18 protein-coding genes are annotated in these 21,498 nt (G+C 70.6%); 10 read left to right on the top strand and 8 right to left on the bottom strand.

The window, feature by feature from the left end; genetic code table 11:
- Positions 1-93 precede the first annotated feature (93 nt).
- Entirely contained in the window at positions 94-3,294 is a 3,201-nt protein-coding gene (gene ileS / locus DSY14_RS07465; protein ID WP_211715733.1) for an isoleucine--tRNA ligase, read from the bottom strand.
- Between the two features lie 384 nt (positions 3,295-3,678).
- Between ileS and DSY14_RS07460 the strand changes: the two genes are divergently transcribed.
- From DSY14_RS07460 to DSY14_RS07445, 4 genes are all read left to right on the top strand, one after another.
- Complete coding sequence (locus DSY14_RS07460; protein ID WP_211715727.1) at positions 3,679-3,939, top strand: hypothetical protein; 261 nt, start codon at positions 3,679-3,681, stop codon at positions 3,937-3,939.
- A 289-nt stretch (positions 3,940-4,228) separates the two neighbouring features.
- Positions 4,229-4,639 (top strand): TraR/DksA C4-type zinc finger protein, encoded by a 411-nt coding sequence (locus DSY14_RS07455; protein ID WP_211715726.1) that lies wholly within the window; start codon positions 4,229-4,231, stop codon positions 4,637-4,639.
- Between the two features lie 29 nt (positions 4,640-4,668).
- Complete coding sequence (gene lspA, locus DSY14_RS07450; RefSeq protein ID WP_211715725.1) at positions 4,669-5,253, top strand: signal peptidase II; 585 nt, start codon at positions 4,669-4,671, stop codon at positions 5,251-5,253.
- On the top strand, positions 5,250-6,176 hold the full coding sequence (locus DSY14_RS07445) for an RluA family pseudouridine synthase (protein WP_211715724.1): 927 nt from the start codon (positions 5,250-5,252) through the stop codon (positions 6,174-6,176). Before lspA ends, DSY14_RS07445 begins: the two co-directional genes overlap by 4 nt.
- Positions 6,177-6,300: 124 nt before the next feature.
- Here the strand turns inward: DSY14_RS07445 and DSY14_RS07440 are convergent, their stop codons facing one another.
- The gene (locus DSY14_RS07440; protein WP_211715723.1) at positions 6,301-7,413 is read right to left on the bottom strand and encodes a DMT family transporter; all 1,113 of its coding nucleotides are present in this window, start codon (positions 7,411-7,413) and stop codon (positions 6,301-6,303) included.
- Positions 7,414-7,486: 73 nt separating this feature from the next.
- Here DSY14_RS07440 and DSY14_RS07435 point away from each other — a divergent pair, with 73 nt between their 5' ends.
- Entirely contained in the window at positions 7,487-8,395 is a 909-nt protein-coding gene (locus DSY14_RS07435) for a LysR family transcriptional regulator (RefSeq protein WP_211715722.1), read from the top strand.
- Positions 8,396-8,740: 345 nt separating this feature from the next.
- Here DSY14_RS07435 and DSY14_RS07430 read toward each other — a convergent pair whose 3' ends face one another.
- The 4 genes from DSY14_RS07430 to DSY14_RS07415 all read right to left on the bottom strand — a co-directional run bounded on the left by DSY14_RS07430 (position 8,741) and on the right by DSY14_RS07415 (position 12,627).
- The gene (locus tag DSY14_RS07430) at positions 8,741-10,423 is read right to left on the bottom strand and encodes a thiamine pyrophosphate-dependent enzyme (protein WP_211715721.1); all 1,683 of its coding nucleotides are present in this window, start codon (positions 10,421-10,423) and stop codon (positions 8,741-8,743) included.
- Positions 10,424-10,597: 174 nt separating this feature from the next.
- Positions 10,598-10,912 carry an AzlD domain-containing protein gene (locus DSY14_RS07425; protein ID WP_211715720.1) on the bottom strand — a complete coding sequence of 105 codons (315 nt, stop codon included), beginning with the start codon at positions 10,910-10,912 and terminating at the stop codon, positions 10,598-10,600.
- Complete coding sequence (locus tag DSY14_RS07420) at positions 10,909-11,652, bottom strand: AzlC family ABC transporter permease (RefSeq protein WP_211715719.1); 744 nt, start codon at positions 11,650-11,652, stop codon at positions 10,909-10,911. Before DSY14_RS07420 ends, DSY14_RS07425 begins: the two co-directional genes overlap by 4 nt.
- Positions 11,653-11,754: 102 nt before the next feature.
- A complete protein-coding gene (locus DSY14_RS07415) occupies positions 11,755-12,627 on the bottom strand; it encodes a helix-turn-helix domain-containing protein (RefSeq protein WP_374223990.1) in 873 nt (290 codons plus the stop codon).
- Positions 12,628-12,689: 62 nt separating this feature from the next.
- Between DSY14_RS07415 and DSY14_RS07410 the strand changes: the two genes are divergently transcribed.
- From DSY14_RS07410 to DSY14_RS07400, 3 genes are all read left to right on the top strand, one after another.
- Positions 12,690-13,127 carry a GNAT family N-acetyltransferase gene (locus DSY14_RS07410; protein WP_211715718.1) on the top strand — a complete coding sequence of 146 codons (438 nt, stop codon included), beginning with the start codon at positions 12,690-12,692 and terminating at the stop codon, positions 13,125-13,127.
- A gap of 152 nt (positions 13,128-13,279) precedes the next feature.
- Positions 13,280-13,939, top strand: a complete 660-nt coding sequence (locus DSY14_RS07405) for a PaaI family thioesterase (protein ID WP_211715717.1) — start codon at positions 13,280-13,282, stop codon at positions 13,937-13,939.
- A 262-nt stretch (positions 13,940-14,201) separates the two neighbouring features.
- Positions 14,202-14,507, top strand: a complete 306-nt coding sequence (locus DSY14_RS07400) for a chorismate mutase (protein WP_211715716.1) — start codon at positions 14,202-14,204, stop codon at positions 14,505-14,507.
- A 44-nt stretch (positions 14,508-14,551) separates the two neighbouring features.
- On the opposite strand, the gene DSY14_RS07395 is transcribed toward DSY14_RS07400, so the two are convergent.
- A complete protein-coding gene (locus DSY14_RS07395) occupies positions 14,552-15,832 on the bottom strand; it encodes an endonuclease/exonuclease/phosphatase family protein (protein WP_211715731.1) in 1,281 nt (426 codons plus the stop codon).
- Between the two features lie 368 nt (positions 15,833-16,200).
- On the opposite strand from DSY14_RS07395, the gene dnaE reads away from it, so the two are divergent.
- A complete protein-coding gene (dnaE, locus tag DSY14_RS07390; protein WP_211715715.1) occupies positions 16,201-19,764 on the top strand; it encodes a DNA polymerase III subunit alpha in 3,564 nt (1,187 codons plus the stop codon).
- A gap of 160 nt (positions 19,765-19,924) precedes the next feature.
- Positions 19,925-20,821: a PadR family transcriptional regulator gene (locus DSY14_RS07385; RefSeq protein ID WP_211715714.1), complete on the top strand. Its 897-nt coding sequence runs from the start codon at positions 19,925-19,927 to the stop codon at positions 20,819-20,821.
- 112 nt (positions 20,822-20,933) lie between these two features.
- On the opposite strand, the gene DSY14_RS07380 is transcribed toward DSY14_RS07385, so the two are convergent.
- Complete coding sequence (locus DSY14_RS07380; RefSeq protein WP_211715713.1) at positions 20,934-21,470, bottom strand: DinB family protein; 537 nt, start codon at positions 21,468-21,470, stop codon at positions 20,934-20,936.
- Between the last annotated feature and the right edge of the window lie 28 nt (positions 21,471-21,498).

Genomic DNA, 21,498 nt, shown 5'->3' with positions numbered 1-21,498 from the left:
GGTGTTGATCTAGACAATCCACACCTATGTCGGAGGCCCTCTCTTGCTGTCAAATCACCGTAGGGCTGTACTCAACCTCTGTGGTCAGTACACCTAGGCCTTGCGGAAGGTGAAGGTCACCCCGAGCTCCTCCGACCCGGTCGAGTGCGGCGCGTCCTCGCCCGCACCGGCCACGAAGGCGTCGGCCAGTACCTCACCGGCGATGCTCTGTCCGTGCTCGGACAGCGTCGCGCGGACCGTCTCGTCCTCGGTGGTCCACCACACGTGGATCCGGTCGGACACCGCCAGCCCGTTGTTCTTCCGGGCCTCCTGCAACATCCGGACCATCTCGCGGGCCAGACCGGCACGGCGCAGCTCCGGCGTCAGCTCCAGGTCCAGGGCGACCGTCTCCCCGGACTCGGTGGCCACCGCCCACCCCTCGCGGGGCTGCTCGGTCACCAGGACCTCGTCGGCGCTCACCTCGACCGGCTCGTCCTCGACGACCACCTGTGCCCAGCCGGTGGAGCGCACCTGCTCGACCAGCGTGGCCGGGTCGGCCGCCTGGATGGCCTGGGCCACCACCGGCGTGCGCTTGGCGAAACGCTTGCCCAGGGCGCGGAAGTTCGGCTTGACGACGTAGTCGACCAGGTCGCCGCCGACCGACGACAAGGAGTCCAGACCGACCACGTTGAGCTCGTCCGCCACCTGGTGACGCAGCTGCTCCGGCAGATCCGCGAAGCCCGAGGCGCCCACCAGGGCGCGGGCCAGCGGCTGACGGGTGCGCACCGCCGAGTCCACCCGGGCCGAGCGCCCGAGCTCCACGAGACGACGGACCAGGGCCATCTGACGGGACAGGTCCGGGTCGATGAGCGCGGTGTCGACCTCCGGCCAGGAGGCCAGGTGCACCGAGTCGGCGGCGTCGGGACGACGCAGGGCCGACCACACGTGGTCGGTCAGGAAGGGCACGATCGGTGCCATCAGCAGCGTGACGGTCTCCAGCGCCTCGAACAGCGTCGCGAACGCCGCCGCGCCCTCGGGAGTGTCGGCCCCGCCCCAGAACCGGCGGCGGGAGCGGCGCACGTACCAGTTGGACACGTCGTCGACGAACGCGGTCAGGCGGCGACCCGCGCCGGTGGTGTCGAAGGTGTTCATCGACTCGGTGACGTCGCGGACGACCTCGTTGAGCTCCGACAACAGCCACCGGTCCAGCAGCGGACGGTCCTGCGGGGCGGGCGCCTCCGCCAGACGCGAGTGGTCCCAGCCGGTGCCGGTGTTGGCGTACAGGGTGAAGAACGACGTGGTGCTGTAGTAGGTCAGCAGCACCTTGCGGACGATCTCCTCCAGGGCCGTGTGGCCGACCCGGCGCGCCGTCCACGGGGAACCGCTCGCCAGCATGAACCAGCGCAGCGCGTCGGCGCCGTGGCGGTCCATCACCGGGATCGGCTCCATGACGTTGCCCAGGTGCTTGCTCATCTTCCGGCCGTCCTCGGCGAGGATGTGGCCGAGCACGACCACGTTCTCGAACGAGTTGCGGCCGAACACCAGGGTGCTGACGGCCAGCAGCGAGTAGAACCAGCCGCGGGTCTGGTCGATGGCCTCGGAGATGTACTGGGCCGGGAAGTTCTCCTGGAAGGTCTCCTCGGCGTGGTGCGGGGCGCCCCACTGCGCGAACGGCATCGACCCCGAGTCGAACCAGGCGTCGATCACCTCGGGCACGCGACGTGCGACCCGCTCCTCCTCCGGCAGGGACGGGTCGGCGTCCGGGTCGGGGATGACGATGTCGTCGACGTAGGGGCGGTGCGGGTCCAGGTTCGACAGGTCCTGGCCACTGAGCTCGCCGAGTTCGGCCAGGGAGCCCACGCAGATCTGTCGGCCGTCCGGGAACTCCCAGATCGGCAACGGGGTGCCCCAGTACCGGTTACGGGACAGGGCCCAGTCGACGTTGCCGCGCAGCCACTCGCCGAAGCGCCCCTCCTTGACGTTCTCCGGCACCCAGTGGGTGACGTCGTTCTGGGCGATGAGCTCGTCCTTGACCTGGGTGGTCCGGATGTACCAGGACGGCACGGCGTAGTAGAGGAGCGCGGTGTGGCAGCGCCAGCAGTGCGGGTAGGAGTGCTCGTAGTTCAGGTGACGGAACAGCAGCCCGCGGTCCTTGAGGTCGGCCACGAGGGTCGCGTCGGCCTCCTTGAAGAACGCACCGCCCACCAGCGGCAGACCGGCCTCGAAGGTGCCGTCGGGGCGCACCGGGTTGACCACGGGCAGCCCGTAGGCGCGGCACACGAGCATGTCGTCGGCACCGAAGGCGGGCGACTGGTGGACCAGACCGGTGCCGTCCTCGACGGTGACGTAGTCGGCGAGCACCACGAAGTGCGCGGGTTCGTCGAACGGCACGAGATCGAAGGGACGCTGGTAGGTCCAGCGCTCCATCTCGTTGCCCTCGAAGCTCTCACCGGTGAGTTCCCAGCCCTCACCGAGGACCTTCTCGAACAGCGGCTCGGCGAGGACCAGGCGCTCGTCGCCGTTGGTGGCGACCACGTACTTCACGTCGGGGTGCACGGCCACCGCGGTGTTGGACACCAGGGTCCACGGGGTGGTCGTCCACACCAGTAGCGAGGTCGGGTGCTCGGGGGAGGCCAGCGGGCCCGAGGTGACCGGGAACCGCACGTACACCGACGGGTCGGTGACGGTCTCGTACCCCTGGGCCAGCTCGTGGTCGGACAGGGTGGTGCCGCAGCGCGGGCAGTAGGGGCTGATCCGGTAGTCCCGGACCAGCAGGCCCTTGTTCCAGATCCGCTGGAGCGCCCACCACACGGACTCCACGTACTGCGGGTCCATGGTGCGGTAGGCGTCGTCCATGTTCACCCAGTAGCCCATGCGCTCGGTCATGGCGGTGAACGCGTCGACGTTGCGCAGCACGGACTCACGGCAACGATCGTTGAACTCGGCGATGCCGAACTCCTCGATGGCCTTCTTGCCGCTCAGGCCGAGTTCCTTCTCCACGGCCACCTCGACGGGCAGGCCGTGGCAGTCCCAGCCGGCCTTCCGGTCGACGTGGTAGCCGCGCATGGTGCGAAAGCGCGGGAAGACGTCCTTGAACGCGCGCGCCTCGACGTGGTGGACACCGGGCTGGCCGTTGGCGGTGGGCGGGCCTTCGTAGAAGACCCAGTTCTCCTGGCCGCGGGTCTGGTCCAGGGAGCGCTGGAAGACGTTCTCCTTCGACCAGCGGCCGAGGATCTCGCGCTCCGTCGCGGGCAGGTCGATCTGAGCGGGCAGCTGTGGCAGCGCGCGGGATTCGGGCCGGGGGTCGTCGGTCACCGTCGTACCTTTCTCCATCAGGGGTGTTCCTGACGGAGGGACGAGGCGTGCTGCGCCCCGCGGTACCACCCTCCTTGGATCCGTGACCAGGGCCGTGACACGGCCCGGTGACGGGTCCCACTTCATTGGGTCAACGCCGGCTCTACTGGGGCGCGCTCCGCCGTTCGCTCGGACTGGGGCGCCTGTTCTTCCGGCCGCTCCGGGGTGATCTTCGCGCTGGTCGTACCCCCGGGCTCGCACCGTCCCCGGGTCGCTGGAACCGGCACGCCCCCTCTAGGCTGTGCCTGTCCGGTCGGGGCCAGCGCTACTCGTCCCCATCGACACGCTAGTCAGGATAACGCAGTACGGCGAGGCGTACCGCTGATCGAGCGAAAGGGTACGGCGATGGTCGAGCGCACGAGGGGTGCGGTGCTGGTGACCCTGGCGGACCGTGAGGACGCCGACGAGTTGGCCGAGCAACTCCTGGAACAGGGTTACGAGCCGTGCCGGGTGCATCGCGACATGCTCGCGGGGGAGGACGACGCCGAGGACGTCGACTGGGTGATCGAGGTGCTCACCGGCCCGCACGGTGGCCCGGCGACCTTCGACGAACCGCACCTGGCCTTGCTCGCGGAGGACTACGGCGGCTTCGCCGTCGCCGAGTGAGCGGAGTGCGACCGTTCCGGTCGGGCCCCGCGGGGAGGCGACGGGAACGCGTGGGCGCCGGGGCGAGCGACACGCGTGGCCACCTGCGATGACGGTGTCGGGTCGGGCCGAACGCGGCGCCCTCGCCGAGGCCGTGCCCGCCGTGTGTGCGCTTCGAGCCTCGGATCGTTGCCTTGTGGGACGTCATTGCCTAGGCTTCGCGGCACCACTCACGGCATCGCCCGGGGGGCGGCTTCGCGGTTCGCCAAGAGCGCGAAGTGGTCCGTGAGGCGCGCGAAGGGGAAGTGCGATGAACGCCACTGAAGCGGCGAGGCTACCGGTCCGACCGGGTGAGGACCCGTGGACCCCCAAGGAGCTCGCCGAGGTCCGCGGACAGTTGGAGAACGAGATCGCGGCCCAGAGGGAGAAGATTCGGGAGACCGAGGACGAGGTCGCCGAACGGCTGACCGACCCCGTCGAGGGCGCGGGGGACGATCCCGCCGACACCGGGGCGAAGGCCTTCCAGCGCGAACACGATCTGGCGTTGGCCTACAATACTCGTGACCTGCTCGCCGAAGGCGAACGGGCGATCGAACGGATGGACGCGGGAACCTACGGGGTCTGTGAGTCATGCGGCCAGGCCATCGGGAAGGCTCGCCTTCAGGCCTTCCCCAGGGCCACCCTGTGCGTCACCTGCAAACAGCGCGAGGAGCGTCGCTGACTGAGGTAGAGCCCTCCGGGGACAGCAACATGACCACGACCGACGACAACACCGCCGCGCGGCCGCGCAGGTACCTGCTCCTGCTGCTGGTCGCGCTCGTGGCGATCGCCGTCGACCTCGCCACCAAGGAATGGGCGCTCGCGGCCTTCAACCCCGGTGAGAGCGTCGACGTGATCGGCAGCTTCCTCCAGTTCACCCTGGTGTTCAACACCGGTGCCGCCTTCTCGCTGGGCACCGGTTACACCTGGGTCTTCACCATCATCGCCAGCATCGTCGTCCTCGCGATCGCTTACATCGGATGGCGTGTGCGCAGCGTGTGGTGGGGCGTCACTCTCGGCCTGATGATGGGCGGGGCGGCGGGCAACCTCGTCGACCGTTTCTTCCGTGACCCGGCGCCCCTGCACGGTGCCGTCGTCGACTTCATCCGGCTGCCGAATTGGCCGGTCTTCAACATCGCCGACTCCTGTGTGGTGGTCGGGGCCTGCCTGGTGGTCGCGCTGACCTTCAAGGGCCTCAACCTGGACGGGACGATGGCCGCCGACGAGGACACCGCCAAGGCCGACAAGGGCACCGAGAACCCGGACGCCGACGGTGAGGGGAGCAAGGACGCATGAGCGACACCAGGAGCCTGCCGGTCCCCGACGGACTGGAGGGCGACCGCCTCGATTCCGCGATCGCGCGGATGTTCGGGCTGTCCCGCACCCGGGCCGCCGAGCTCATCGTCGACGGGAGCGTTCTTCTGGACGGATCCGAGGCCGGCAAGTCCGACCGGGTCCAGGCCGGAGCCTGGCTGGAGGTCACCCTCCCGCCGCCGCCCACCGCCCCGGTGCCGCGCGCCGAGCCCGTCCCCGGCATGAGCATCGTGCACGAGGACGCCGACATCATCGTGGTCGACAAGCCGATCGGTGTCGTCGCCCACCCCACGGTGGGCTGGACCGGGCCCAGTGTTCTGGAAGGCCTGTTGGCCTCCGGGGTGCAGCTGGCCACCAGCGGTGCCGCCGAACGCCAGGGCATCGTGCACCGTCTGGACGCCAACACCACCGGCCTCATGGTGGTCGCCAAGAGCGAGACCGCCTACAGCGTGCTCAAGCGGGCGTTCAAGGAACGCACCGTGGACAAGCGCTACCACACGCTGGTCCAGGGACACCCGGACCCGCTGCGCGGGACCGTGGACGCCCCGATCGACCGGCACCCCGCCGGTGACGGTCGTTGGGCCGTGGTCGCGGGCGGTCGCCCCTCGGTGACCCACTACGACACCCAGGAGGCCTTCCGGGCCGCCAGCCTGCTGGAGATCAAGCTGGAGACGGGGCGCACCCACCAGATCCGGGTGCACATGTCCGCGCTGCGCCATCCTTGCGTGGGGGACATGCTCTACGGGGCGGACCCGACCCTGGCCGAGCGGCTGGGTGTGCGCCGCCAGTGGCTGCACGCGGTCCGGCTGGGCTTCGACCACCCGACCGAGCACCGTCCGGTGGAGTTCTCCAGCCCCTACCCTGACGACCTCGTCGTGGCGGTGGACAGGCTCCGCGAGGAGTAGCGCCGCCGACGCGATCCGGCCCACCCGGTCGGGTCGGATGCGAGCCTCGGCCCGGGCCCGCCCAGTGCGGGCCCGGGCCGACGTCGTCTCCGGACCCCTCGGCCGGCTCCCGCCGGGTGGAGCCTCACTTCCGGGGAGGCGCCGTCGGGAGCGCGACGTCCTCGACGGCGGGGTCCCGCACGGTGGTGTCGGTGCCGCAGACGCCCCGCTCGGCGGAGTCCTCGGCCGTGGGGGCCGGGGTGAGCGGGTCCCGGCCCACCGAGTGCCGGCTCGTGGTGGTGGGGCCGGGCCTGCGCACGCGCACCACGCCCTGGCACAGCGCCGCGCCCACGATGATCACCAGCGCGCCCAGCGGCTGGTTCCAGCTCAGGGTCTCGCCCATGAGCACGATCCCGGCGGTCACCGCCACCACCGGCACCACGTAGGTGACCGTGGTGGCGACGGTCGCACCGGCCCCGCGGACGATCCCGTACTGAAGGACGTAGGCGAAGCCGGTGCCGAGCGCACCCAAGGTGCCCACGGCCAGGGCCGCCTCCCAGGTCAACCCGGTGGGGACACCCCCGAACCACGGAACGAGCAGCATCAGGGGCAGCGAGCCGAGCAGGAGCTGCAGCGCGCTCAGCTCCAGGGCGCCGTGCGAGGTCCCGGCCACGAAGCGGCGCAGGTAGGGCGTGCCGATCCCGTAGCAGGCGGTCGCCCCCACCACCAGGAGCATGCCGAGCATCGAGTCGCCCTCGTCCACCGCCACCGTGTCCAGCGAACTCCACACGCCGAAGACGGTGAGCACCCCCAGGAAGCCGATGGCCAACCCCAGCACGCGGTCGCGGTCCGGGCGTTCGTCGGACAGCAGCAGCATCGAGAACACCACCCCGAACAGGGGAGTGGCGGCGTTGACGATCCCCATGAGCGCGGACGGAATGAGCTGCCCCGCGTAGCCGAACAGGGTGAAGGGGACGGTGTTGAGCAGGAGCGCCGCCACGAACAGGTGGCCCCACAGGCGAGGATCGGAGGGAAGACGGCCTCCGCGCAGGAAGAGGATCGCCACCAGGGGGAGCGCCCCCGTGAGCATGCGGCCCAGGGAGAGCTGGACGGGCGTGAGCACCTCCGCCCCGATCCGGATGAGGACGAAACTCATCCCCCAGACCAGGGCGAGCAGCACGAACTTCGCGCGCCATCCGGACAGCAGGCGACGGAGGGTGGAGGGTGCCGCGGCGGGGAGGGGCGGAGGAGTGGTCATGGGACGGTTCTATCCTCACCAAACCTCTTAGGTCCACTTCATTCTTCTTAACCCAGAAGTTAGTGTTACTTACATGCTCAGTGTCGACCGGCTCCGTGTCCTTCACGCCATCGCGGTGCACGGATCCCTCAGTGCCGCTTCCCAGGCGCTCCACGTCACCAATTCCGCCGTCTCCCAGCAGCTCACCAAACTCGAACGTGAGGTGGGCCAGCCCCTGGTCGAACGCAACGGTCGCGGCGTGCGCCTGACCGACGCGGCCGAACTCCTCGTCGACCACACCTCCCGGATCCTGTCCCTGGTCCAGCAGGCCGAGGCCGACCTGGAGGCCCACCGCGACGACGTCACCGGGCACCTGCGCCTGTCCGCCACACCCACCGCCGTCCGTGGACTGCTGCCCCAGGCCCTGCCCGCCCTCCGCGAGGCCCATCCCGGACTGCGTGTGGAGCTCTACGAGGAGGAGCCCCACGAGAGCGTGCCCCCGATGGTCCGCGGCGAGGCCGACCTCGCCATGGTCGTGGACTGGGTCGGTCGCCCCCTGCGCCTGCCCGAAGGAATGACCCGGGCGCCCCTCATGGACGACGTCGGCGACATCGCCCTGCCCGCCGACCATCCCCTCGCCCACCGCGAGCTGCTCGAACTCGACGAGATCCTCGACCTGCCGTGGATCAGCTGGGGGCGTGGGTCCATCTGCGACGACTGGCTGCACGACATCATCCGACAGCGCGGGGGCGAACCGAACGTCGTGCACAACGTCGAGGAGCACCAGACCAAGCTGGCGCTCATCGCCGCCGGCATCGGCGCCGCCGTCATGCCCCGCCTGGGGCGTGGTCCCCTGCCCGAGGGCGTCCGTGTGGTCCCGGTCCAACCCGCCCTGGTCCGCCAGGTCTACGTCTTCTGGCGCACCGACGCCTCCCGCCGGCCCGCCATCCGCGCCGTCGTCCGCGCGCTCCGCGAAGCCGCCGCCCACCCCACCGAGCCGTAGCACTCGTCGCCGGGACCGGGAACCGCCCTCGGTCCGACGGCCCGGTCCTCGGGTCTCGCGACCGGGCCGCGTCCGGACGGCGTCGTCGAGCGGAGAGTCCCGGCCGGTGGGTGCGACTCCGTGCGCCGGTCACCGGGCCTGGCCACGGCCGTTCACCCCTATCCCTCGACCCCGGGAACGCGGGGACTCCGCCGGGGGAGCGGGTGCGTCGGCAAGCGGACCCCCGGGGAGGCGGACCCACCGCGGGTCGGTCCGGACGAGGGACGGTGGACCCCAGGCCGGAGCGGAGCGTCGACGTGGGTGCGTGAACCCGGCCGGGGGCTTCGACCCCCGGCCCGGCGGGGTTCACTGGGAGCCGAGCAGGTCCGACATGGTGGCGGTCGGGCTGATCACCTCCGGGTCGGTGCGCACGTCCACGAGGGTGGGCAGGTCGGCGGTGATCGCCTCGGCCAGGACCTTCTCCAGTTCCTCGCGGGTGTGCACGGTGGCTCCGCGGGCCCCGAGGGAACGGGCGTAGCCGGCCAGGTCCAGGGGGCCGCTGATCCGCGTTCCCGCGAGGCGTCCCAGCTCGCGGGCCTGGTGCATCGCGATCGTGCCGTACAGCCCGTTCTGGAACACCACCACGGTCACCGCGGCGCGCATGCGCACCGCGGTCTCCAACTCCTGGCCGGTCATCAGGGCGCCCCCGTCGCCGGCCACCGCGACCACGGTGCGTTCCGGAGCGGCGATCTTGGCGGCCACGGCCGCCGGGACCGCGTATCCCATGGCGCCGCTGGTGGGGGCGAGCTGGGTCCGAGGGTGCCGGAACCACCAGCCCCGGTGCAGGAAGGAGGCGAAGTTGCCCGCGTCGTTGGTGATGAGGCTGTCCTCGGGCAGGGCCTGACGCATGCCGGCGATGACCGACCACGGGTGCATGCGGTCCTCCCGGTGCGACTCGACCTCCCCGGGCGGCTCGGTGCTCTCCACCCAGAGTCGGCGGGCCGCGGTCCAGTCCCGGTAGGGCGGATGCCCGGGAGCCCGGGACAGGGCGGACAGCGCCTTGCGGGCGTCGGCCACGGCGCCCAGCCACACCGGCCGGGTCGCGCCCACCTGTGCGGGATCGATGTCGATCTGCGCGACCCGGGTCCGCCCGTCGGACTCGGGCAGCCGGTACCCCTGGGTGGTGGTCTCGCTCATCCGACACCCCACCACCAGGACCGCGTCGGCGTCGGCCAACGCACCCAGGATCGCGCTGGGCGCGCCGAGCCCCAGGTGGCCCAGGTACAGGGGGTGGTCGTTGGGGAACACGTCCTGGCGTCGCCAGGCCGCGTACACCCCCGCGCTGTAGCGCTCGGCGACCCGCACCAGTTCCTCGCGCGCGTCCCGGGCCCCACCACCGGCGATGATCACCGGCCGTACCGCCCGGGTCAGCCAGGTCGCCAACCGATCCCGATCGGTCACCTCCAGGGGCGGCCGGGGAGCGGCGAGGGGCGGCGGTACCGACGGTGCGACCGCCCGCTCGCCGAACAGGTCGCCCGGCACCGCGATGGCGACCGGACCCGGCCTTCCGGTGGTGGCGATCCGGATCGCCCGCGCGGTGATCTCCGGGAGACGGTCGGCGCGGTGCACGGTCGTGGACCACTTCGTGATCGGGGCGTAGAAGGCGGTCAGGTCCACCTCCTGGAAGGCCTCGCGCCCCAGCTGGTCGGTCTCGGCCTGGCCGAGGAACACGATCATCGGGGTGGAGTCCTGCATGGCGGTGTGCACGCCCACCGCGAGGTTGGCCGCCCCCGGACCGCGCGTGGCGGCGGCGATGGCGGGTACCCCGGTCAGTTTGGCGTCGGCCTCGGCCATGAAGGCGGCGCCGCCCTCGTGCCGGGTGGACACCAGCGTCATCTCGGGATGGTGGTCGATCGCGTCGGCCAGTTCGAGGAAGCTCTCACCGGGGACGGTGTAGCAGCGTCTGATCCCGGCGGCGGCCAGGACCTCCACGGCCGCCTGCGCGGCGGTGTCGGTGGGGGGTCGGGTCCGTTGTGCGTCAGGGGCCATGGAGGCGGGTCCTTCCATCGTCGCAAGGTCCTCTCAAGGCGCACCGGGAGCAGGGTGTGTCCCGCGCGTGCATGCGGCCGACTCTCGCAGGCCGCCCAGGGTCGGTCAAGGGTGGGGATGACCGCCTGTGGACAACTCACCACAACCCGCACCGATCCCCGGTCGGATCGGTGCTCACAGTCCCAGGGCGCGCAGCGCGGCCGTGGTCGCGGCAGCGGCGACCACCACGACCAGGAAGGGTGCCCGCAGCATCAGGGCGAGCACCGCCGCGCCCACCCCCGCCATGCGGGCGGTGTCCCAGGCCAGGGCCTGACCCTCGCCGCGCAGCGCTTCCACGGTGATGAGGGCGGCGAGCAGGGCGACGGGAACGGCGACGGCGAACCGGCGCAGCCAGGGGTTGTCCAACAGGCGTCGAGGGGCGGCCATCCCCGCGTACTTCAGCAGGTAGCACCCCGCCGCCGTGGCGATCAGCGCGATCCACAGGGTCACGACCCCACCTCCTCGTTCCGCTCCTCCGCGGCGTCCGGGCGCCGCTCCGCGGGACGCGCGTGCCCCGGCTCCGGTCCGAACAGGGCGATCAGCCCGGCCGCGGCCGCCAGCAGCACCGGTACCCCGGGCGGCAGGAAGGGGGTGGTGGTCAGGGCGATGCCCGCGCCGAGAAGGGCGGTCAGTCGGGTCCGGCCGCCCTCGTCGCGGAGCCGGGGCCAGAGCAGCCCCAGGAAGATCGCCGGGCCCACCGCGTCCAGGCCGAACGCGCCCACGTCGCTCACCCGCTCGGTGGCCAGGGCGCCCACCAGGGTCGAGGCCACCCAGAACGTCCCCAGCACCACGTAGGTGGTGACGAACGCGGTGCGGGCCGACTCCCGGTCGGGCTGGACCAGGGTCACCGCGGTGGTCTCGTCGATCACCCCGTGGGCGGCCAGGGCCCGCCGGACGCCGCGCCAACCCAGGACGTCGGCCAGACGCAGGCCGTACAGGGTGTTGCGAGCGCCGAGGAGCAGGGCGCCCAGCGCCCCGGCGACGAGGTTGCCGCCGCCGGCGATCACGCCGACCAGCGCGAACTGGGAGGCGCCGGTGAACATGAACAGACTGAGGAACACGGACTGAGCGGGGGACAACCCCGCTGCCACCGCGGCCGTGCCGAACGCCAGGCCGGCGGCGCCCACGGCGACACCGATGCCCAGGCTGTCCCGGACGGCAGGGGAGCGCAGTTGCGACAGGATCTTCACGTTGGTCCATGTTAGGCGGGTTCCCGATGCCCGTCTTGAACGTTCTTGCGCCCGCGCCGACCCGGACGGCCGCGCCGCACCGCGCCCGGGCGGGCCCCGTCCTCAGGCGCCCCGCTCGCCGTGAAGGACCAGGTCGCGCTGGTAGGCGCCGGGCGGCACCCCCAGGTGGCGGCGGAAGTGTCGGGTCAGGTGGGGCTGATCGGCGAAGCCCACCTCCACGGCGACCTCACCGACCCGGCGCCCGGTCAGCAGCAGGGCGCGGGCCCGGTCCACCCGCAGCTGGTTCAGATACGCGTGGGGCGGTAACCCGTAGCGCGCGCGGAAGGCGCGGTTGAGCGCGAACGGTCCCAGCCCCACTGCGGCGGCCAGTTCCTCCAGGGTCGGTGGGGTCGCCAGATCCCGGGACAGCAGGTCCCGGGCCCGCAGTACCTCGGGGCGGGCGCTGAGCTCCATCGGCTCGGGGACCCGTTCGCGACCGTGCGCGCGCAGCAACATGGCCAGTCCCTGCCGGGCCAGGGAGGACGCGGTCAGCCTCTCTCCGCGTTCGGCCGCCATGTGCGCGGTCACCAGGACCCGGGACACCTCCGGGGAGTCGAACGCCGATCCACGGAACCCCGGGGTGCCTCGCATGCCCAGATCGCGGCCGATCTCCTCGACCACCTCGGGCGCGGGGTAGAAGACCCGGTACCCCCAGCCCTCGGGGACGCCGGCGTGACCGGTGTGCACCTCGCCGGGGGCGACCACGGCCAGACCGCCCGGTCCCACTCGGGAACGGCCGCCGGGGTGTGCGTACTCCTCGATCCCACCGGTGATCATGCCGATGGTGTAGGTGGGGTGGGTGTGCCGTGTGAAGGCCGTGGTGACGAACCGGGCGGTCAGCATCTCGGTCGCGGGCAGCCCGGAGAACCGCCAGTACCGCGCACGTTCCACGCGGGGGTCCTCGACGGTGGGATGGACCTCGCTCGGCATGCCCATAGCACCAGGTTAGGGCGTGGGCGGGGAGCCCTGACGGTGCGGGGTTCCGTTAGTCTGCGCCCATGAGCAAGCCACAGATCCGCCGTGTCCGCGACGAACGCGACCGCGCGGCCGTCTTCGTCATCCGCGGCGCGGTGTTCGTCGCCGAACAGCAGGTGCCCATCGCCGAGGAATGGGACGAGCGCGACACCACCGCCGCGTTCCTCCTGGCCGTGGACGAGGGTGTGCCGGTGGGCACGGTCCGGCTGGTGGACCAGGGGGACGGCGTGGGGCTCCTGGGCCGTATGGCCGTCCTGCCCGAGGGGCGGGGCAAGGGGACCGGCGCCGCCCTGGTGGTCGCCGCCGAGGAGCTGGCCGCGGAGCTGGGCCTGGAGAAGGTCGAGCTGCACGCCCAGACCCATGCGCTCGGCTTCTACGAGCGGCTGGGCTACTCCGCCCACGGCGAGGAGTTCCTCGACGCCGGTATCCCGCACCGGCACATGGAGCACAAGCTGAACTGACACGCCGGCGGTGTTCCCCGTCTCCGGTCCGTGTGACGGGGAGCGCACCGTATCGTCACGCTTCGCCGGATTGCGACCGAGTAGGATTCGGTTTCGACGTTGAGCCAGGCCTCGCCCCCGGGCCGACGAACACGATCTCCGACGAGGAACACATGACGGTCAATACGCAGCCGACCACCGAGACGCCCGACCCCCGCGCCTTCGGCCTTCCCCTGGTCGAGGGCGCCGACATCCCGGACGAACTCCGCTCGCTGGTCTCCCGCGTGCACGACCTCATCGACGCCGTCGCCAACACCGAGGTCGACAACGACACACTGGCCGAGACCGCGGCCACCGTCCAGGGCCTCACCGACCGGCTCAACGTCGCCCGTCGCGAGATCGGCACCATGGTCACCCGGGAGACCGGCGACGGCACCACCGAACTCGGGACCATCACCAACATCGTCTCCGGTGACACCAACCCCGCCGCCCCGCCGCTCACGCTCGTGCGCACGGACGAGGGCGTGAGCGCCGAGGTGACCCTCAACACCATCTACCAGGGCCCTCCCGGTCTGGTGCACGGCGGTTGGATCGCCGCCATGCTCGACCAGGCCGTCGGCAGCGTCTCGGCGATCGAGACCAGTCCCGGCCTGACCGCCCACCTCGAGGTCGACTACCGCAGACCGACCCCGCTCTTCACCCCCCTGGAGATCACCGCCCGGGTGGAACGCACCGAGGGTCGCAAGGTGTTCGTCGCCGGGCGGATCCGCGCCCACGGCCAGGTCACCGCCGAGGCGAGCGCGCTCATGATCCGCGTCGAGGTCCCCGAATAGACGTCCGGAGACCCCGTACCGGGCACCACCGTTCCGGAACGGGTACCATCGACGCCATGACCCACCGCTATCGCGTGTTTAGCGAGCCGACGGACCCGTCGGCCGCTTCCACGTAGGCGGAACCAGGGGAACGTCGGCAACAGAGCACTCGGGCACCGCCCGGTGCTCTTTCGCTTTTTCGGGCGGCCGACGCCCCGCACCCGAGCCTCGGGGACGTACGGCCGCTCCGCGCACCCGTACACACCGAGGAAGGGACCCCACCGTGCACGACCGCCACACCCCGCGGCAGAACGACGAACACCTCGCCCACCTGCGCGGCCGGATCGACGCGATGGACGCCGAACTCGCCGCGCTCCTGGAACGCCGCGCCCTGGTCGCCGCCGAGGTGCAGCGGATCAAACCGGTCGGCTACTTCGCCGGGCGGGACCGGGAGCGCGAGCGCCTGCTGGTGGAGCGGATGGTCGAGCACGCGCCCCGCCTGGGTCCGGACCGACTCGCCGCCATCATGGACAGCGTCATCAGCGCCGGACTCGACGTCGCCCAGCAGGAGGCGGCGCGCACACGCTGACCCCCACCGCCCGTCCACCGGCTCCCGGCCCCGAGACCCGCGCGTCAGTCCTCGGAGGTGCCGACCGGATCGGTCGCGCCCGACCCCGCCGAGACCACGTCGACCCACACCAGGCGGTGATCGGAGCTGGGGAACGGGTGGTCGCCGGTCAGGCGGAACAGCGGGTCGTCCACGGTCGGCCAGAACACGCCCGAACCGCGGGCCGGCAGGGAACGCGACGGCAGCACGTAGTCCACCCGCAGGTTCCCCGGCCCCGGCTCGTCGACGAAGTCGGCGCTGTCGAGCTCGGGGTCGCCGACATGGTGCTCGTTGGCGCCGCCCTGACGTTCGGCGGCGCCGCGCCCGCCCTGGCTGGAGGGGCGCACGTCCACGATGCTCCGGTGCTCCAACAAGCGCGCCATCGCCTCCGGGTGCCCGTCACCGTCGTTGGGGTCGGCGTTGAGGTCACCGGCGATCACGAAGCGCGCCCCCGGCGCCAGACCGCCCCGCACACCCGCGTCGTCGTGGATGTAGTCCCCGGCGCGCGGGGTCACGTAGTCGGCCCAGAAACGGATCTCGTCGTGGTTGCGGGCCACGTTGCGCTTCTCGGGACCGTCGAAGGTCGGCGGTGTCGGATGACTGGCCAGCAGGTGCACGGGCCGTCCCCGACCCGTGTCGATCGGCAGGTCCCAGTGGCTCTTGGAGGACAGCCGCAGCACCTCCAGGGCCTCCTCCGAGTAGTAGGACTCGCCCGTCTCGGGGTCGGTGGGCAGCAGCGCGTCGGGCATGTCCGCCCAACGGAAGGTCTGGAAGGTCCGCGCCTGATCGGTGAGGATCGGGTACTTGGACAGCACCGCCATCCCGTACTGGCCGGGGAAGAACCCGTACCCGAAGGCGTCCTCGGCGTAGGCGGGGCCGCCCGGCTCGGTCACCGCCTCACCGTCGCCGTTGAGGTCCACACCCGAGGCCACGCCGGTGTTGACCGGGGCCGAGTACACGTACGGGTACTCGATGGCGTCGGCGCCGTTCTGTGCCACGGACAGGTAGTTGTCCTGGAAACGCCGCAACCCGAGCCCGGCGTCGTCGTGGTCGAACTCGTTGACGAGCAGGACGTCGGGGCGCACGTGCTGAATGATCTCGGCGACGTTGCGCGCCTGCTCGCTGTCCGGCGTGGCCAGTTCCTCGGCCAGGAGCCCTTCCTCCGAGCGTTCCAGGGCCGTGTTGAACGTGGCGAAACGTACTTCGTGCGGACCGGTGGGCTCGGGGACCGACGGTGACGCGAGCGCGGAGGCGGGGACGGCCACCAGCGCGGAGGCGGCCAGGACGAGCGTGGCGGTGGACGCCACACGGCGGGTTCTGTGGGACACGGGGGAGATCCTCTCAGCGGGGGCTCGTGGCGGCGGACGCGGCGCACCGACCGGCCGGAGGCTAGCAGCCCCGGTGGACCACGAGGTGACGCGGCCGTGTCCGATCACCTCCGGATCGACGATGTGCGCGCGGCCCGCGACCACGTCCGTCGCGAGGTCGACCACCTCGGCCGCCTCATCCGGTCGGAGACCGACCCCACCACCCCACGACATCCGCCCTTCCCGAGATCAGGGCCTCGCCCGGCGGGGCCCGCCCCGTCGTCCACAGGTGGGCCCGAGAGTCGTGGGGAAGTCGTAGGCTCAGGAGTGACCACCCGTCCGTCGACCCGCCTGGGGGCACTCGCGTCATGGCCGACTCCTTCGCACATCTGCACGTCCACACCGAGTACTCGATGCTCGACGGGGCGGCGAAGTTGAAGCCCCTCTTCAAAGAGGCGGCACGGCTCGAGATGCCGGCCGTGGCCATGACCGACCACGGCAACATGTTCGGTGCCTACGAGTTCTACCAGCAGTCCAAGGGCAGCGGCGTCACCCCCATCATCGGCATCGAGGCCTACGTGGCCCCCGAGTCCCGGTTCCACAAGAAGCGGGTGTTCTGGGGCCGGTCCAACACCTCCGACGACGCCTCGGCCGAGGGCGGCAAGGACATCTCCGGTGGTGGCCGCTACCTGCACATGACCATGCTGGCGCAGAACGAACAGGGGCTGCGCAACCTGTTCCGGATGTCCTCCCTGGCCTCCTCCGAGGGCTACTACATGAAGCCCCGGATGGACCTGGAGCTGATGGCCCAGTACAACGAGGGGATCATCGTCTCCACCGGGTGTCCCTCCGGTGGTGTGCAGACCCGTCTGCGTCTGGGGCAGGAGAAGGAGGCGATCGAGTACGCCGCCGGGCTCCAGGACATCTTCGGCAGGGAGAACGTGTTCCTGGAGCTGATGGACCACGGCGTGCCCATCGAGAAGGAGGTCCGCGACGGTCTGCTCAAGGTCGGTCGTGAGCTCGACATCCCGCCGTTGGTGACCAACGACTCCCACTACGTCTACGAGTCCCAGGCCGCGGCGCACGACGCGCTCCTGGCCGTCGGTGTGGGCAAGAACCTGGACGACCCGACACGGTTCCGCTTCAACGGCTCGGGCTACTACCTCAAGACCGCCGACGAGATGCGCGGACTGCTCAACTTCGACGAGTGGGCCCAGGGCTGCAAGAACACCCTGCTCATCGCGGAACGGATCGCCCCCGACGCCTATGACTCGGTGTTCGCCCACCGCGACCTGATGCCGGTCTTCCCCGTGCCCGAGGGGGAGACCCAGGCCTCCTGGCTGGCCAAGGAGGTGGAGCGCCGTATCCCCGTGCGCTACCCGGACGGGGCCACCGACGAGGCGCGCACCCGGATCCAGTACGAGCTGGGCATCATCAACGAGATGGGTTTCCCGGCCTACTTCCTCGTGGTCGCCGACATCTGCAACTACGCCCGGGAGAACGGCATCGCGCTGGGCCCGGGTCGAGGTTCGGCCGCGGGTTCGATGATCGCCTACATGCTGGGCATCACCGACCTCGATCCCCTGGCCCACGGCCTGCTGTTCGAGCGGTTCCTCAACCCCGAACGTGTGTCCATGCCCGATGTCGACCTCGACTTCGACGAGCGTCGGCGCGGCGAGATGATCGAGTACGTCACCCGCCTGTACGGCGAGGAGCGGGTGGCCCAGATCCTCACCTTCGGCACCATCAAGGCCAAGGCCGCGATCAAGGACTCCACGCGGATCCTGGGCATGCCCTACTCCACGGGCGACCAGATCACCAAGGCCTTCCCCGCGCCGGTGGGAGGCAACGAGATCCCGCTCGACGCGGTGTACAACACCGAGCACGAGCGCTACGGCGAGACCACCGAGCTGCGCAACCTGATCGACAACGACCCGCAGGTCAACAAGGTGATGGAGACCGCGCGCGGTATCGAGGGCCTGACCCGCGGTACCGGTGTGCACGCCGCGGGCGTCATCCTGTCCAAGGAACCGTTGCTCGACGTCATCCCCCTGCACAAGCGCGACTCCGACGGCGCCATGATCACGGGCTTTCCCTACCCTCAGTGCGAGGACATGGGCCTGCTCAAGATGGACTTCCTGGGCCTGCGCAACCTGACGATCATGGACGACGCGGTCAAGAGCATCAGGGAGGCCGAGGGCGTCGACATCGACCTCGGCAAGCTGTCCCTGGACGATCCGAAGACCTACAAGCTCCTGGCCAGGGGTGACACCCTGGGTGTCTTCCAGCTGGACGGCGGCGCGATGCGCAACCTCCTCAAGCGGATGGAACCCAAGGCGTTCGGAGACATCACGGCCGTCCTCTCCCTCTACCGGCCCGGTCCGATGGCCGCCAACGCCCACAACGACTACGCGGACCGCTCGAACGGCCGCCAGGACGTCACGGCGATCCATCCCGAGCTCAAGGACGCCCTCGACCCGATCCTCGGTGAGACCTACCACCTGATCGTCTACCAAGAGCAGATCATGGCCATCGCCCAGCAGTTGGCCGGATACAGCCTGGGCGGCGCGGACCTGATGCGTCGGGCCATGGGTAAGAAGAAGAAGGAGGCGCTGGAGAAGGAGTTCGAGAAGTTCTCCGCCGGCATGATCGAGAAGGGCTTCTCCCGGGAGTCCATGCAGGCGATCTGGGACGTCATGCTCCCGTTCGCGGGGTACGCGTTCAACAAGTCGCACGCCGCCGGATACGCCCTCGTCGCGTACTGGACCGCCTACCTCAAGGCCAACTACCCGGCCGCGTACATGGCCGCGCTGCTGACCTCGGTCAGTGACGACAAGGACAAGATGGCGGTCTACCTGGCCGAGTGCCGTACCCAGGGGATCAAGGTCCTGCCGCCCGACGTCAACGAGTCGGGTCTGCGTTTCACCCCCGTCGGCAAGGACATCCGCTTCGGGATGGGCGCGGTGCGCAACGTGGGCGCCAACGTCGTCAACTCGGTGGTCAAGACCCGGACCGAGAAGAGCAAGTACACCTCCTTCACCGACTTCCTCTCCAAGATCGAACTGGCCGCCTGCAACAAGCGTGTGATCGAGTCGTTGATCAAGGCGGGCGGGTTCGACTCGCTGGGACAGCCCCGTCGTGAGCTCTACCGCCACCATGAGACCGCGGTCGAGGGCATGATCAGCTCCAAGAAGCAGGAGGCGCACGGCCAGTTCGACCTGTTCGGCGGCGGGGACGACGACGGCGACTCCACCCCCATCGGTCTCAACATCCAGTGGGGCGACGAGGAGTGGGACCGCAAGACCAAGCTGGCCTTCGAACGGGAGATGTTGGGCCTGTACGTGTCCAGTCACCCCCTGGCCGGAGCCGAGCGGGTGCTGGCCCGTTCCCGGGACACCTCGATCGCGCAGATCGTCGCCGGTGACCTCGCTCGGGAGCGTGGGGAGGTGCGGATCGCGGGGCTGATCTCCAAGGTGGACAAACGCACCAACAAGGCGGGGAACCAATGGGCCATCGCCACGGTGGAGGACCTGGACGCCAGCATGGAGGTCCTGTTCTTCCCCAAGACGTATCCGCTGTACGTGGAGGCGCTGCTGGAGGACACCGCGGTCACGGTCAAGGGGCGGCTCAACGACCGGGACGGCACCTTCTCGATGTTCGCCTCGGAGATGTCGATCCTGGACATCTCGCACATCACCGAGGGGGAGCCCCCGGTCCTGCTCACGGTGGACGAGAAGCGACTCTCCTCCGAACTCGTGGGCGACCTGCGGCAGATGCTGAGCGCGCACAAGGGCGGGACCCCGGTCCGGATCCGGGTGGACAACCCGGTGCGCTCGCGGATCTACGCGTTGGAGAACTACTCGGTGCGGATCTCGCCCGAGTTCAACGGTGAGGTGAAGAGCCTGCTGGGGGCGTACTCGGTCGACTACTGAGTCGGGTCGATCCCGCTCCTCGGAGCCCGGGCCCTCGTGTGCGGTGGCGCACACGAGGGCCTCTTTCTGTCTCGCGTCTTGCCAAGCGATAGTTAGCGATATATCTTTGAGCTATCGAGACAGTGAAGGACTGTCTTGGGATATCGCTAAGGAGAACACCATGAGCGCCATGGCACTTCCCGGCCCCTGGGCCTGGGACGAACGACGGTTCCGACACCCCTTCGCCCGTGAGGAGCGCCGGGAACGACGAGAGGAACAGCGCGCCGAACGTCGGGAACGGCGTGACCGACACGACGGCCCCGGTGGGCACCGCGGGCCCTGGGAACACCACCGGCACCACGCCGAAGGTGCCGAGCCACCCCGTCCGCCCATGCCACCCCGCCCTCCCAGGGGAGGGGGACCGGGTGGACCCGGTGGGCCGTTCGGACCCGGCGGCCCCATGGGCCCGGGAGGCCCCTTCGGGCCCGGTGGACCCTTCGGCGGGTTCTTCGGTCACGAGGGTGGACACGGTGGTGGGCACCACGGCCGCCGGCGCGGCGGCCCCCGGGCCAAGCGCGGCGACGTGCGCACCGGCATCCTCCTGCTCCTCGCCGAGGAACAGCGCAGCGGCTACGAGATCATCCGCGAGGGCCGCGAGCGCAGCGGCGGCGGCTGGCGACCCAGTTCGGGTTCGGTCTACCCGATGCTCCAGCAGCTGGAGGACGAGGGCCTGATCGAGCAGGTCGAGGGGGAGGGGCGTCGCCGCCCCTACAAACTCACCGACGACGGTGTGGCCTACCTCGACGAACACGGTGCCGACCTCACCCCGCCGTGGGAGGCGGGCGCGGACGCCTACGCGGACGCCCGTTCGCACTACGACGAGATCGGTACGTTGGCCTACCAGCTCGCCGCGGCCGCGGCCCAGGTCGCCCAGGCCGGCGGTCCCGCACAGGTGGAGCGGGCCAAGCGCCTCCTGTCCGAGACCCGGCGCAACCTCTACCTCGTCCTGGCCGAGGAGGACGTCCCGACCCGGGACGACGAGGACGACGCTGACGGCGACTCGGAGACGCGGGACTGACCCTGTTCCGACGCCAGGGCCCGGGACGGTGACACATCACCGTCCCGGGCCCTCGTGTCGTCGGGCCGGAGCCGCCGAGCACCGTGGCGCGGCCCGCGCGCGGTCGGACCGCTCACGCGCCGACGGTGCCGTCGGCCGACTCCCTCAGCAGGTCCAGGTGGCCGTTGTGGCGGGCCGTCTCCTCGATCATGTGGGTGAGCACCCAACGCAGCGTGGTCCGCCCCCGGCCGTCCCGCAGGACCCGGCGGGAGAAGTTGCCCAGGTCCAGGTGGGAGGTGATCTCCCGGGAACGCTCGCACTGGCGCTCGTACTCGATGAGCAGTTCCCCCAGGGGCCGCTCGGCACCCACCCGGAACTCACCGTCGGGATCCTGGGCCGAGTACGGTGCGACGTCCGGCTGGTTGAGCAGGACCACCTCGAACCAGAACGCCTCCACCCAGCGCAGATGCGACACGATCCCCCCGATCGTGGTCATCGGTGAGGACACGAAGGGCGCGGCCGAGGACAGGGCGGGGTCCAGGCCGGCGCACTTGTCGTGGACGGTGGCGCGGTGCCACTCCAACCAGGACGACAGCATGGTCCGCTCGTCCGCTGCCATGGGAGGATCGACACGCTTGGGCGGGGTCACCGAACCGCTCTTGTCGTACATGCGGGTATTGTCCTTCGGGCCGTGAACG

Origin of the sequence: Nocardiopsis sp. MG754419 (genome assembly GCF_018207095.1) — a bacterium.
Classification (GTDB): Bacteria; Actinomycetota; Actinomycetes; order Streptosporangiales; family Streptosporangiaceae; genus Nocardiopsis.
This window is presented reverse-complemented; position numbering and strand designations above follow the sequence as displayed.